Here is a 13,504-nt window from a genome sequence, read left to right on the forward strand (position 1 = left end):
TCGCTCTCCACGGCGGTGATCCTGTCGTCTCAACCTGGTCGAGGGTCAAGCCACCGACCGCCCGGGCCGCCGGTCGTGTCCGGCCTCGTCGCCGGTCACGTCGGTCGGTCGGTCGGGGCCCACGGGTCAGCGGGGCTCGTCGAGCACCCGGAACGTCATTCCGGCCCGCACCAGCCGGTCCAGCAGCGCGTCGCCCATCGCGGTCACCGGCGTGACCTGGCCCGAGGCCGCCGGCAGGTCGTCGGTGGCCAGGCAGAGCGCGGACTCGGCGAGCATCTTCGCCGTCTCGTCGTACCCGGGGTCGCCGCCGGCCACCTCGGTCAGCACGCGCCGGCCGCCGCCGGTGCCGACGAACCGGACCCGGAACCAGGACTTCGCCCGCTGCTGGGGCGTCGGCCCCTGCCCGGCGGCGAGCCGGCCGAGCAGCCAGCGCCGGGCCGGCGGCAGCTGCACCAGGCCGACCAGGCCGCCCAGCCCGACCGCGCCCGCCAGCACGGTGGGCAGCCGCTTCACGGCGGCGAAGTGCCGGTAGCGGAAGTCCGGGCCGTACTCGGGGCGGGCGGCGGCGGAGCGGCGTACCACCTGCGGGTCGATGGTCGGCAGCGGCACCGTCCACATGCCCAGCTCCCTGTCGCGGGCGACCCGCCCGGGCACCGCGCGCGCCCGCCGCCCCGTCGGACGCGGCTCGACCTGCCGGCGCTCGCGCGCCGCCCGGGACGTCTCGGCCCGCCGGGAGAAGGCGAGCAGCGCCGAGTGGTACGTGCCGGCGGAGAACCGCCCGCCCGCCCGGACGAAGCCGTCGACGGTGATCGGCACGCCGGCCGGCAGGTGCTTGAGCGTGAACCAGACGCCCAGGTCGTGCGGGACCGAGTCGAAGCCGCAGGCGTGCACCAGCCGCGCCCCGGTGCGCACCGCCTCGTCGTGGTGGCGCACGTACATCAGGTCGACGAACTCCGGTTCGCCGGTGATGTCCAGGTAGTCGGTGCCGGCGCGGGCGCAGGCGGCGACGAGCGGCTCCCCGTGGTGGACGTACGGGCCGACGGTGGTGGCCACCACCCGGGCGCTCTCGGCCACCGCCCGCAGCGAGGCGGCATCGGTGACGTCCGCGGTGAGCAGGGGCAGCCCGGCCAGCGCCGGGTCGATCGCGGCCAGCCGGTCCCGGACGGCGGCGAGCTTGCCGGGGTTGCGCCCGGCGAGGGCCCAGCGCAACCCGGGCGGGACGTGACGGGCGAGGTACTCGGCGGTCAGCCCGCCCGTGAAGCCGGTGGCCCCGAACAGGACGACGTCGTACGCCCGCTGCTCACGCATCCGCCGAGTCTGCCACCCACGGCGCCGGGCGGTCGACGGCGGAGCGGTCCGCGCGGAGCACCTCGCCGGTCTCGGCGAGCTGCTTGACCTCCCGCAGCGCCTGGCGGATCAGCAGCCCCGGATCGTCGCCGACGAGGTGGGCGGCGAGTCCGGTCGGGGTCGCGCCGGCCAGCGGCCGCGCGGCCAGTTCCGTGCCCCGGCAGCCGGGCGCCGGGCGCAGCTCCACCTGCACCGCGCCGCCGAGCCGGCGCAGGGGCTCCGGCCAGCGCCCGCCGGGCAGCACCTCGCCGGGCGCGCGGTCGACGGTCACCACCTGCCAGCGCGCGCGCCGCGGGTCGGCCCCGGCCGCACGGGGCCAGGCCCGTCCCTGCCGGCGTACGGCCAGCGCCCGCAGCACCGCCGCCCCGGCCGTCGTACCGAGGGCGAGCCCGGCCCCGGCCATCCCCGCGATGCGTCCCACCGGTCCCTCCGTCCCCGCGCGTCCACCTCGGTGTCCTCCGCCCCACCGACCCCCGTCGGGCGCCGTCGGGTGCGGCCGGTCGCCCGCGTGCCACCACGGTCGCCGCGGCCCGGGTGACGCAGGCTCCCCCCGAAGGGGTGAACCGGGCCCGGCCGGGTAACCGCCCGCCGCATGGCCTGGGGAGTGGACGCGTCCGTGGGGGTGGGGCCGGATGCCGGAGCACGTACGGGACACCGGGGTCGTCGCGGTCGCGGGCGGGCCGGCGGGGGCGCCGCTGCTGGCGTCCCGGCTGAGCCCGGCCGCGCCGCCGGAGCCGCTGCTGCTGCGGCCCCGGCTGCTACGGGCGCTGGACGCGGGAACGGCCGGCCCGGTCACCCTGGTCTGCGCCCCGGCGGGGTGGGGCAAGACGACGCTGCTCGCCTCCTGGTTCCGGGCTGCGAGGGAGGCCGGGAGCCACCCGGGCCGGACGGGGGAGGGGCCGGTGACGGCCGCGGCCGAGGGCGCCCGGGACACGGCGGCGGCCGGCGCGAGCCCCGGCGACTTCGGCGCGGCGGCGGACGCCCCGGCAGGTCCCGCCCGGCCGTTGCCGGCGTGGGTGTCGGTGGAGGCCGGCGACGACGGGGACCGGCTCTGGTCCTACCTGGCGGCGGCGCTGCGCGCGGCCGCCGATCCCGCCGACGACGCGCCGGGCCCGCCCGTGCCCGACCGCTCGCCCCGCCCCGACCAGCTGGAGGTGCTGGCCGCGGCCCTCGCCGCCCGGGAACGGCCGGTGCTGCTGGTCCTGGACGACCTGCACCGGATCACCGACCCGGCGGCGCTGACCGGGGTGGACTTCCTGCTGCGCCACGCCGAGCAGCGGCTGCGGCTGGTGGTCGGCGCGCGTGGCGGGCTGCCGCTGGCCGTGCACCGGCTGCGGCTGGCCGGGGAGCTGACCGAGATCGGCCCGGAGGAGCTGGCCTTCACCGACGACGAGGTCGCCGACCTGCTGACCGCGCACGGGGTGACGCTGCCGGTGGCCGGGGTGCGCCGGCTGCGGGAGCGGACCGGCGGCTGGCCGGCGGCGCTGCGGTTCGCGTCGCTGGCGCTGCGCGGGCAGCCCGACCCGGCCCGTTGGGCCGAGCAGTTCGGTGGCGACCAGCCGGATGTCGCCGGCTACCTGCGCGAGGAGGTGCTGGCCGGGCTGGCCCCGGAGGCCCGGGACGTGCTGCGGCGTTCCGCCGTGGCCGACGCGGTCTGCGCCGGGCTCGTCGACGCGCTCACCGGGCGGGCCGACGGCGAGCAGGCGCTGGCGAGCCTGGCGGGCGACGGCGGGCTGCTCCGGCGTGACGACAGCCGCCCGCCCTGGTACCGCTGCCACCCGCTGCTGGCCGACGTGCTGCGGGCCGAGCTGGGCCGGTTGCCCGCCGACGAGCTGCGCGACCTGCACCTGCGGGCGGCCGGCTGGTACGCCGACAACGGGCGGCCCGTCGACGGGCTGCGGCACGCGCTGGCCGGCGGGGACTGGGACCGGGCCACCGAGCTGTTCGTCACCCGCTGGCCGGAGCTGGTCCCGTACGACCGGGACGAGCCCGGGGGACCGGCGCCCGCGCCCCCGCCGCCGGAGGCCGTGCGACGCGACCCGGAGCTGGCGCTCGCCTGCGCCGCCGAGCGCGCCGGGGCCGGGGACGCGACCGCCGCGACCGGGCACCTGCGCGTCGCCGTGGACGCCGCCCGGTCGCTGCCGGCGCCGCGCCGGGACCGGTTCCGTCGGCTGGTCGCCGCGCTGGAGGTCACCCTGGCCCGGCTGACCGGCGACCCCGAGGCGGTACGCGCCGCCGCCGCCCGGCTGCTCGCCGGCCGCCCCGCGCCGGACTCGACGGTTCCGATCTCGCCACCGGCGACCGGCGCTCCCGCGGCGGACGCATCCCGGGCCGGCGTGCCAACAACGGGCGGGCCCGTCGGCGGCCCGGCCGGCGTGCCCGCGACGGGCGGGCCGACCGGCGTGTCCCCGACCGGCCCGGAACGGCTGGAAACCTCCGCCTGGCTGCTCGCCCCGGCGCCCGCACTGCCGGTCGAGCCGCGCGGCGACGCCGCCGAGGACGCCGACGTGCGTGCCGTCGCCGGCACCGCGCTCGGGCTGGCCGACCTGGCCGACGGCGACCTGGCCGCCGCCGGGCCCGCCTTCGCCCGGGCGCTGGCGGCGGCCCGGGACGCGGGGCGGCCGCGTACCGAGCTGGTGTGCGCCAGCCGGGCGGCGCTCCTGCACGCCGTGCGGGGCGAGCTGCGGACCGCCGAGGCGCTGGCCCGGGACGCCCTGGCCATGCCGCCGTGCCAGGGCTGGTCGTGCCGGGAGGACTGCGCGCACGGGTACCTGGCGCTGGCCCTGGTCGCGCTGCACCGCGACCAACCCGAGGAGGCGGAGGCGCACCTGGCGCTGGCCGCGCCGGCCACGGGCGAGCCGACCGTGGCGGCGACGGCGGCGCTGTGTCGGGCGGGCCTGCTGCGGGACGCCGGCGACCTGCCCGGTGCGCACCGGGCGCTGGCCGAGGCCCGGGAGCGGCTGGCCGACCGGCCGCGGGCCGCTGAGCTGGCGTCCTGGCTGCTGGCCGCCGAGGCGGACCTGCGCGGGGCCCGGGGCGACCTGGACACGGCCCGGCACCTGCTCGCCGACCGGGTACGGGACGGGGCCGACCCGCCGCTCGCGATCGCGCTGGCCCGGGTGGAGCTGCGCGCCGGCGACCCACGCGCCGCCGGGTACGCGCTGCCCGACTGGGAGGCGCCCGGTTCGGCCGACTGGCCGCTGCCCGTACGCCTGGACGCGGCGGTGCTGGACGCGGTGCTGGCGCGGCGGGCGGGCGACGACCGGCGGGCCGGACGGGTGCTGGAGCGGGCCCTCGACCTGGCCGGCCCGGAGGGGTTCCGGCGGGTGTTCACCCGCGCCGAACCCGGGGTCCGGGACCTGCTCGCCGCCCACCTCGACGCGGGCACCGCCCACTGGCCGACCGTCAGCGACCTGGTCCGGGGCGTCGACACGCCGGCCGACGGGGCTTCGGCGGACCGGCGCGCGGCGGCGCTGGACGAGCCGCTGACGGAGCGGGAGCTGACCATCCTGCGCTATCTGCAGAGCATCCTGTCCAACGTGGAGATCGCCGCCGAGTTGTCCCTGTCGGTCAACACGGTCAAGACCCACGTCCGCAACATCTACCGCAAGCTCGATGCCACCCGCCGCCGCGAAGCCGTCCGTCGCGCCCGCGACCTCCACCTGATCTGACCGCGTGGGTGGGTCAGGGGGTGGCGGCGGCGTCGACCGCGGCCAGGAGGTCCGCGAGGTCGTAGCCGGCGTCGTGGCGGACCCCGTTGACGAACAGGGTCGGGCTGGCCTCGACGCCGCTGCGGATGCCGCCGACGAAGTCCCGCCGTACCCGGTCGCCGTGTGCCTGCCGCTCCACCTCCGCGTTGACCTCGTCGGCGGGCAGGCCGAGCTGCGCGACGCCGAGCGACAGGTGTACCGGGTCGAGCTGGTCCTGGTGCTCGTAGAGCCAGTCGTGCATCGCCCAGAACCGTCCCCGCCGCCCGGCCGCCTCGCTGGCCTCGGCGGCGTGCTCCGCGTACGGGTGCATGTTGGTGATCGGGAAGTGCCGGTACGCCAGCCGCACCGTCTCGGCCCGCTGCCGCAGCACCTCCCGCAGGTTCTGGTACGCGGCCCCGCAGAACCGGCACTGGAAGTCGCCGTACTCGACGATCGTCACCGGCGCGTCCATCGGTCCGCGGACGTGGTCGTGCTCGGTCACCGGGGTCCGCAGGCGGGCGGTGACCTGCAGTGGCGTGGTCATCCGGCCGTCACCCGCCGATCCGTGCCGAGGCGCTCCGGCGCGCTCAACCGGTCGTCGTCCGCCCGCCGGAGGCGTGCGGCGCCGGGCCGGGTGGCCGGCGTGCGGGACCCGGGCGCGGCGCGCCCGGCTCGGGTCGACCCCTTCGGATCAGTCATGTCTCCCAGGCTGGCCCGGGGCGGGGTGAGGGCGGCTCACCCCGCCCGGGTGGTTCAACCCGCGCGCCCGTCGGGCCACGTCCGCCGGCCCGCACCGCCGGGATCGGGGGCCGATCGGGGTAGGACGGGTCAGGCCAGCACGGGGGCGACCGCGATGTGGTTCTGCACCTCGCGGATGCCCGGGGCGCACCAGGCGGTGCGTTCCACCTCCGCCCGCTCCGGCATCGAGTGGACCAGCCCGCCGAGCACCACCGTGTCGCCGTGCACCCGGACGGTGATCCGTTCCGCCTCGGTGGCCCGGTTGCGGGCCAGCGCGTCGACGATCCGGGCGGCCAGGGCGTGCCCGTCCGGCCGGGTTTCGGGGCGGACGGTGATGCCGTTGCTGACCCCGCGTACGCCGGTCAGCCGGGCCACCGCCCGTTCGGCGGCGCGGCGCTGGTACTCCCAGTCCACCTCGCCGTGCAGCGTCACCCAGCCCTGCGAGACCGTCACGTCGAGTTGCTCCAGCGGGACGAAGGCGTCCCACTCCAGCGCGTGCCCCGCCGCTGCGGCGATGTCGGGGTCGGCGCGTTCGGCGCCGGTGCCGATCCGCACCGCGAGGTCGTTGGCGACCGCCCGGACCCGGGCGACCCGATGCGCCGCCCGTTCGGCGGCCCACTTCTTGGCGTAGCTGTCGACCCGACCGGTCAGCGTGACCACGCCCTCGGAGACGGTCACGCCGATCTCGTGCGGCCTGACCCGGGGTTCCCAGGTCAGCTCGTCGAGGACGGCGGACTGGATGTCCTGGTCGGTACGGGTGATCGTCTCGATGGCCATCTGTCACTCCTCACGGGATAGCTGCCTGTGCACACGGGCCCGCCGGGACCGATCCTGGCGCGGGCGGGGGTGAGCGGTCCTCACCCGACCCGGGTGGCCGTGCCCTGCCCGGGAGGTACGGCGCGGGCCCCGGCCGACCCTCAGGGGTTGACCGGGGCCCGCGGTGTGCCCGATGGGTCGGGGTGAGTCAGCCGTCGAGGCCGACGGGGGAGTTGGGACGGTCCACGTCGACGAACTCGATGTCGTCCGCCGCCCGGTCGTCCCGGCTGCCGGCGGCCCGCGCGGCGGTGCCGGCGGCCCAGCCGATCGCCGCGCCCACCAGCGCGGCGCCGATCAGCAGCGTCCAGGGCAGCGCGGGGCGGCGGCCGGCGAGCGCGTCGAAGGCCAGGGTGGCCCGGCGGCGCGCCTCGTCCGCCGCGGAGCCCACCAGGTCGCCGGCCTCGTCGGCGAGGCCGGAACCGCCGCGGCGGGCCGACCGGGCGGTGTCGCGGACGCTGTCGCCCGCGGAGCTGACCGCCGAGACCAGGTTCTGCCACGCCTGGTCCGCGATCCGCTCGGGCTTGCCGCGGCGATCCAGCAGATTGGTACCGAACATGGTGGGTTACCTCCTCGGGCCGAAGCCGGCGGCCACTTCGGACTTCGACGTCTCACCGGCGCGTCATGGTTCGCTCGTTCCGCCTGTGCCCAACCGGACGTCTCCGCAAACCCGCGGGGGACGCGGGGCGAGCCCGGTCACCGGGCTGTGGCCCTCGCGGTGGTCAGCGGAGCGTGACCACCGCGGTCACGCCGCGCGCGAAGTCGTCGTCATCGTCGTCGTCATCGTCGCCACCGCCGAAGCCGCAGGCCAGCACGAGGGCCAGCAGCGCGCCGACACCGGCCAGCGCGGCGAGTCTCCTGATCATCGATCGTCCTTCCGTCGTGGCGCCCGCTCTCCGGGCCGATCGTAGGTAGGACGGGCAACCCGGCGGGCGGAAGCGGGCCGGCCACGCCAGGAAGTTCGGGTGCCGGGCGGTGCCGGCGGGAGACGGCTACCCTGGGTCGGCGACGCGTCAGCGGCAGCTGATCGTTGGGTAAACAAGAAATGAAAAGTCCGGATAAGGGCGACTTGGTGCGCCCTCATCCGCGAATTGCTCATCCCGAGGGGTGGCGACCGAGGCCGTCGGAGGAATACTCTCGGTCGCGGCCCGCGTACTGATGAGGCGCCCGTCGGACGGGCGAGTGGAGGTGCTCGCGTGAGCCTGTCGATCGTGAAGTCGGTTATGCCCGGTGGTGTCATCGAGATCGCCCCCCGGGGCGAGATCGACGTCGACACCGCATACGAGGTGCGCGAGGCGATCGCCGAGGTCCTGGCCAAGGGGCACCCCAGCCGGATCGAGCTCAACATGAGGCTCGTCACCTTCATCGACTCCGTCGGCATCAGCGCGATGGTCGCCGGCTTCCAGACCGCCGAGGTGAGCGGCGTCAAGCTCGTCGTCACCGAGCCGAGCCGGTTCGTGCACCGGCAGCTCTGGGTGACCGGCCTGCTCGGCCTCTTCGGCGCCCCCGAGCCCTACTACGCCGGCGCGCCCGCCCCCGAGGTCCTCCCCGGCGCCTGACCCGCCGGCAGGGGTCCCGCCGGTGACCCGTTGGCGTCAGTCCTCGCCGAGGCCCGACAGGTCGATGTCGGCTGCCTCGGTGGCCGCGCGGATCGCCGTCCCGGAGGCGTAGCCGTAGGCCAGGCTGGGCAGGTCGCTGCCCGGCTGCACCTGTCGACGACCGACCGGGCGGATCGACGGCCGGGATCCGCGCGCGGAGCGGCACACCGTTGCCAGCGCGCCGCCGGTGCGCGACGATCGGGCGACGGCGACGGTGGGGAGACGGCGTGATCAGGCGGGATTCCTTCAGCTACACCGTCCAGGCGCGCTGCTCGCTCGCCGACGCCGCGGGGTTGCTCGCGGACCCGGCCCGGCAGCAGGACCTGCACCCGCTGATCGCCCGGGTCCGCCGGGTGTCGCCCCGTCGCGGCGCGCGGGCCAGCTACCTCATCACCGACCGGCTGGCCGTCGGGCCGCTGCGCCTGCCGGTCACCTACCGGGCCGACGTCCTGGTCGACGGGCCGGACGAGATCGTCACCGTGGCCCGGCAGTGGCCGGCCACCACGGTGCGCAACCGGACCCGACTGCGGGCCGAGCCGGACGGCGTGGTCCGGATCGACGTCGAGATCACCCTTGCCGCGCCGGTCCCGCTCTTCGGCTACGCCTTCCGCCAGGCGCGTGCGGCCCACCTGGGGCTGGCGGCCCGGCTCGGCGTCGCCCTCGGCGGGCACCCGCCGGAGTCACCGCCCGGCTGAGCCGGGCATCGACGACACGGCGAGATCCCCGGCCGTCGGCCGGGAAGGTGGCGGCGGGAAGGCGGTCGGCCCCGGTGACCCGCTCGCGGGTCACCGGGGCCGGGGCGTCAGTAGACCGACAGGTGCACGTGGTTGGTGTGGTCGCTGGACGGGTCGCCGTTGGCCCCGCTGTACGACTTCCAGCCGCTGCTGGGGAGCCAGATCTGCCTGTACCAGATCACGTAGAGCACGGCGAGCCGGTCGGCGTTCTTGACGAAGTACGCCGCCAGGTTGTTGCCGTACGTCCTGTCGCCGCCGGTGGCGTCGCCGCCGAACCCGCTCTTCTGTGCCGCGAAGTCGCAGGCCCGGCCCTTCGGGTGCTCGCCGGAGCCGCCGGGGCGGTAGCAGGAGACGTAGCGGGTGAAGCCGGCCGCCTTGGCCTGGTTGAGCGCGTGCAGGGTGCGCGGGGTGATGCAGCCGTTGGCGGGGGTGGGGTCGTTGACGCTGCACGACTCGGACGGCCAGGACCCGTCGGAGTTGCGCGGCGCCGGCTTCGCCGTCGCGGTGGAGCTGCCGCCCGGCCCGCCGCCACTCGCCTGCGACCGGTTGGCGACCGTCAGCGCCCGCTCTGCCTGCTCCTTGCGCTTGGCCATCACCGTGACCTGCTTGCGCTGTTCCCGGATCTCGCCGTCCAGGGCGAGCTTGGTGCGGGTGGCCTGGTCCCGGGTCTCCTGGAGCTCGCGGAGCGCCCGGTCCTCGTTGGCGGCCACCGCGTCGAGGGCGGCGGCCCGGTCCATGAAGCCGTCCGGCGAGCTGCTGTTGAGCAGGGCGGACACCACCCCCAGCCGGCCGGTCCGGTAGGCCACTCCGGCGATCTCGCCGACCTTGCTGTTCCGCTCGGTCAGCTCGCTCTCGGTCGTCTTGAGCTGCGCGGCGAGCTGCTGCTGCCGCTTGACCGACGTGTCCAGCGCCCGCTTGGCGTCCAGGTAGCCCTTGCTGGCGGCTTCGAGCTGGGCCCGCAGGGCGGGCGTGCCGCCCTCCTGGTCCTGGCCGGGGGCCGCGGCGAGCAGTCCGGCCCGGGAGGCGGCCGCCGCGGGGGCGGTGGTGACCGGGGCGACCGCGGCGCCGAGGGCGAGCGTCGCGGCGATCAGGGCCGCCAACCGGGCGGCGCGTCGTCGTACAGGTGCCATCACTGGCATACACGTGTCCTTCCGTCAGCCGCCGACCGGGTTAGCTGACGGGTTCGGGACGGAAGATCCCTACCGCTGACGCGGATGCACCCCACGAACATGGTTCCCCGGTTCGCCCCGCCGGGCGATTAGGCGGCGGCCACCGCCGGCACCGGTGGGTGCCGCCTGGCGGAGGCCGGAACCGAGCCTACCGGTGCCGGTGTGACTGGTGCAGCGCACGTGACTGAGGGTGCCTGTCCGCTTACCGTCAAATCCGACATAAGTCAACAATACTCTCCCAGATTTAAGGCTGTGCTCATTACCACTCAACCGACCCGCAGGCCCCGGGAGACGCCCCCGGCTCGATCTGCAACGTCGCGTGCTCGATCTGGAAGTCCTCGTGCAGGGCCGTCCGGGCCGCGGTGAGCACCGCGCCGACCTCGGCGCCGGGCTCCATCGTCAGGTGCGCCGAGGCCACCTCCATCCCGGAGGTCAGCGTCCAGACGTGCAGGTCGTGCACCTCGGCCACGCCGGGCACGGCGGCCAGCCGGTCGTGCACCCTGGTGACCTCGAGGTGCTCCGGCGCGGCCTGCACCAGGATGCGCAGCGCGGCGCGCCCGAGCCGCCAGGTGCGGGGCAGGATGAACATCCCGATCGCCACCGCGACCACCGGGTCCGCCCACCACCAGTCGGTGACGGCGATCAGCAGGGCCGCGCCGATCACGCCGAGTGAGCCCAGCAGGTCGCCCAGCACCTCCAGGTACGCGCCCTGCATGTTGATGCTCTCCTTCGCCCCGGACCGCAGCAGGGCGAAGGCGGCCACGTTGGCGAGCAGGCCGAGCACGGCGACCGCGAGCATCGGGCCGGCGAGGACCTCCGGCGGGTCGCCGAACCGGCGTACGGCCTCGACGACCACGTAGACCGCGACGCCGGAGAGCAGCACGGCGTTGGCCAGAGCGGCCAGCACCTCCAGCCGGTAGAGGCCGAAGGTGCGCTGCGGGTCCGCGCCGGCGCGCCGGGTCGCGGTGATCGCCGCGAGCGCCATGCCGATGCCGAGCACGTCGGTGAACATGTGCCCGGCGTCGCTCAGCAGAGCCAGCGAGCCGGTGCGGAAGGCGGCCACCGCCTCCACCACCATCAGGGCGCCGAGCAGCGCGAACGCCGCCCAGAGGCGGCCCCGGTGGCGGTGCGCGGCATTCGCGACCGACCCGTGGTGGTGGTCATGACCTGCGCCCACGCGCCCACCTTCCGTCACCTGTCCGGACCCGGTTCAATCTATGCTCACATCGCAATATGTGCAAGTGACTGCCGGCGGCGGCCGGGACGACTCAGCCGGTCGGGTCGACGGTGGTCAGCCGCTGGGTGGCCCGCGACAGCGCGACGTAGAGCGTCCGTACGCCCGAACCCGGGTCGGCCCGGATCTCGCCCGGGGCGACCAGGACCACGCCGTCGTACTCCATGCCCTTGGCCTCCAGGCTGGTCACCACCTGCAGGCGCGGCGCGCCCAGGCCGCCCAGCCACCCGGCCACCTCGTCCCGGCGGGGCACCGGGGTGATCACGCCCACGGTGCCCTCCACCTCGGCCAGCAGCGCCGTGGCCGCCGTCACCACGGCCGTCTCCAGCTCCGCCGGCGGCACCACCAGCTCGACCGGGTCGACGCCGGTGGAACGCACCGCCCTGGGCAGCGGGAGTTCCGGGTGCAGCCGGCGGATCTCGGCCGCCGCCACCGCGAAGATCTCCGCCGAGTTGCGGTAGTTCGTGGTCAGGGTGAAGTGGTGCCGCTTGCGCCGGCCCAGCGCCTGGTCCCGGGCGCGGGTCAGCTCCTCCGGGTCGCCGGTCCACGCCGTCTGCGCCGGGTCGCCCACCACCGTCCACGAGGCCAGCCGTCCGCGCCGGCCGATCATGCGCCACTGCATCGGCGAGACGTCCTGCGACTCGTCGACCACGACGTGCGCGTACTCCCGGTAGTCCTCCGGGCGCTGCCGCGCCGCCTCGCGGGCCGCGCGCTGCCGGTCGGCGAACGTGCTCAGCTCGCGGACCCCGCCGGCCAGCTGGAACGGGTCGCGCTTCGGCCGGGCCGGCTTCATCGGCTTGCCGAGCAGCGCGTCCAGCTCGTCCAGCAGCGCGATGTCGGCGATCGTCAGCCCGGCGCGGTCCAGGCTCCGGTAGGCGTCGGTCAGCAGCCGGATCTCGGCGCCGGAGAGGATCCCGCCGGCGTACCGGCGCAGCCGGTCGGGGCGGGCCAGCCAGCCCAGCACGTGCCGGGGGTGCAGCCGGGGCCACCACGCCTTGAGGAACTCCCGGAACTCCGGCCGCTCGGCGATCTCGTCCTCGAACGCGCGCTGCTCGGGCAGCCGGCCGATGCCCAGCCGACGGGCCTGCGCCCAGAGCGCGGCGAAGACGCCGTCGAAGCCGGCGCGGCGCACCTCGTTGCGGCGGGCGCCCCGGGGCATCGCCCGCTCCCGGATGGCGTCCAATTCGCGGCGGTCCAGCCGGAGCAGCCCGCCCCGGTAGAGCAGGCGCAGCTCGGCCGGGCCGTCCGGCACCGCGTCCCGGGCCGCCCGTTCCAGCACCCGGCGCATCCGCAGCGAGCCCTTGACCGCCGCCACGGCCGGTGGGTCGGTACGGGTGGCGCTCATGCCCGGGAACAGGGTGCCCAGCGAGTGCAGCGTGGCGGTGTCCTCGCCGAGCGAGGGCAGCACCGAGGCGATGTACTCGACGAAGACCGAGGACGGGCCGACCACCAGGATGCCGCCGCCGGCGTACCGGCTGCGGTCGGAGTAGAGCAGGTACGCGGCCCGGTGCAGGGCGACCGCCGTCTTGCCGGTGCCCGGGCCGCCGGAGACGATCGTCACCCCGGAACCGGGGGAGCGGATGGCCTCGTCCTGCTCCCGCTGGATGGTGGCGACGATGTCCCGCATGCCCCGGCCGGTGGCCTTCGACAGCGTGGCGAGCAGCGCGCCGTCGCCGACCACCGCCATGTCGGCGGGCGCGGCGGCGGGATCGAGCAGGTCGTCCTCGATCCGGGTGACCCGCTCACCGGAGGACTGGATCATGCGCCGCCGCACCACGCCCAGCGGCTCCGCCGGGGTGGCCTGGTAGAAGGCGGCGGCGGCCGGGGCCCGCCAGTCGACCACCAGGGTGGTCGCGTCCTCGTCCCGGATGCCGAGCCGCCCGACGTGCAGCACCTGGCGGTCGCGCAGGTCCAGCCGGCCGAAGACCAGCCCCTCGTGCTCGGCGTCCAGCACGTGCCGCCGCTGCGCGGCGTGGAACACCATCGCGTCCCGCTCGACCAGCGCCCCGAAGTTGCCGACCCGGGCGAGTCGGTAGCCCTCCTTCTCGGCGCGGACCGCCGACCGGCGCAGCTCGGCCAGTCGGGCGTACACCCGGTCGAGGTGCCGCTGCTCGACGGCGGTCTCCTGCGCCAGGGTGGTCTGGTCGGTCAACGGTCGCTCCTCCTGACGTCGGCGGCGGGC

11 protein-coding genes, 1 pseudogene and 1 riboswitch are annotated in these 13,504 nt (G+C 76.4%); of the genes and pseudogenes, 3 read left to right on the forward strand and 9 right to left on the reverse strand.

Annotated features, from left to right (window positions below):
* Positions 1-126: 126 nt before the first annotated feature.
* Positions 127-1,308: a saccharopine dehydrogenase NADP-binding domain-containing protein gene (locus tag ABZ793_RS02690; RefSeq protein ID WP_357450844.1), complete on the reverse strand. Its 1,182-nt coding sequence runs from the start codon at positions 1,306-1,308 to the stop codon at positions 127-129.
* Positions 1,301-1,750: a hypothetical protein gene (locus ABZ793_RS02695; RefSeq protein WP_357451467.1), complete on the reverse strand. Its 450-nt coding sequence runs from the start codon at positions 1,748-1,750 to the stop codon at positions 1,301-1,303. The genes ABZ793_RS02690 and ABZ793_RS02695 overlap by 8 nt, the downstream gene beginning before the upstream one ends.
* 155 nt (positions 1,751-1,905) lie before the next feature.
* Here ABZ793_RS02695 and ABZ793_RS02700 point away from each other — a divergent pair.
* A pseudogene (locus ABZ793_RS02700) lies at positions 1,906-5,018 on the forward strand (LuxR C-terminal-related transcriptional regulator).
* Between the two features lie 13 nt (positions 5,019-5,031).
* Here the strand turns inward: ABZ793_RS02700 and ABZ793_RS02705 are convergent.
* The 4 genes from ABZ793_RS02705 to ABZ793_RS02720 all read right to left on the reverse strand — a co-directional run bounded on the left by ABZ793_RS02705 (position 5,032) and on the right by ABZ793_RS02720 (position 7,453).
* The gene (locus ABZ793_RS02705) at positions 5,032-5,580 is read right to left on the reverse strand and encodes a thioredoxin domain-containing protein (protein ID WP_350707699.1); all 549 of its coding nucleotides are present in this window, start codon (positions 5,578-5,580) and stop codon (positions 5,032-5,034) included.
* 284 nt (positions 5,581-5,864) lie between these two features.
* Complete coding sequence (locus tag ABZ793_RS02710; RefSeq protein WP_357450849.1) at positions 5,865-6,551, reverse strand: BON domain-containing protein; 687 nt, start codon at positions 6,549-6,551, stop codon at positions 5,865-5,867.
* A gap of 187 nt (positions 6,552-6,738) precedes the next feature.
* Complete coding sequence (locus ABZ793_RS02715) at positions 6,739-7,146, reverse strand: hypothetical protein (protein ID WP_357450852.1); 408 nt, start codon at positions 7,144-7,146, stop codon at positions 6,739-6,741.
* Positions 7,147-7,309: 163 nt separating this feature from the next.
* Positions 7,310-7,453 (reverse strand): hypothetical protein, encoded by a 144-nt coding sequence (locus ABZ793_RS02720; protein WP_350707704.1) that lies wholly within the window; start codon positions 7,451-7,453, stop codon positions 7,310-7,312.
* A gap of 330 nt (positions 7,454-7,783) precedes the next feature.
* Here ABZ793_RS02720 and ABZ793_RS02725 point away from each other — a divergent pair, with 330 nt between their 5' ends.
* Positions 7,784-8,146, forward strand: coding sequence for an STAS domain-containing protein (locus tag ABZ793_RS02725; RefSeq protein WP_350707706.1), 363 nt, complete (start codon positions 7,784-7,786; stop codon positions 8,144-8,146).
* Between the two features lie 266 nt (positions 8,147-8,412).
* On the forward strand, positions 8,413-8,880 hold the full coding sequence (locus ABZ793_RS02730; protein ID WP_357450856.1) for an SRPBCC family protein: 468 nt from the start codon (positions 8,413-8,415) through the stop codon (positions 8,878-8,880).
* A 107-nt stretch (positions 8,881-8,987) separates the two neighbouring features.
* On the opposite strand, the gene ABZ793_RS02735 is transcribed toward ABZ793_RS02730, so the two are convergent.
* The 3 genes from ABZ793_RS02735 to ABZ793_RS02745 all read right to left on the reverse strand — a co-directional run bounded on the left by ABZ793_RS02735 (position 8,988) and on the right by ABZ793_RS02745 (position 13,474).
* A complete protein-coding gene (locus ABZ793_RS02735) occupies positions 8,988-10,049 on the reverse strand; it encodes a hypothetical protein (protein ID WP_357451470.1) in 1,062 nt (353 codons plus the stop codon).
* Positions 10,050-10,062: 13 nt separating this feature from the next.
* Positions 10,063-10,194, reverse strand: a riboswitch (cyclic di-AMP (ydaO/yuaA leader).
* 153 nt (positions 10,195-10,347) lie between these two features.
* Complete coding sequence (locus tag ABZ793_RS02740; protein ID WP_357450859.1) at positions 10,348-11,265, reverse strand: cation diffusion facilitator family transporter; 918 nt, start codon at positions 11,263-11,265, stop codon at positions 10,348-10,350.
* Positions 11,266-11,356: 91 nt separating this feature from the next.
* Positions 11,357-13,474: an AAA family ATPase gene (locus ABZ793_RS02745; protein ID WP_357450862.1), complete on the reverse strand. Its 2,118-nt coding sequence runs from the start codon at positions 13,472-13,474 to the stop codon at positions 11,357-11,359.
* Positions 13,475-13,504: the final 30 nt, after the last annotated feature.

Source organism: Micromonospora sp. NPDC047465 (assembly GCF_040643125.1).
In the GTDB taxonomy this organism is placed as follows: domain Bacteria; phylum Actinomycetota; class Actinomycetes; order Mycobacteriales; family Micromonosporaceae; genus Micromonospora.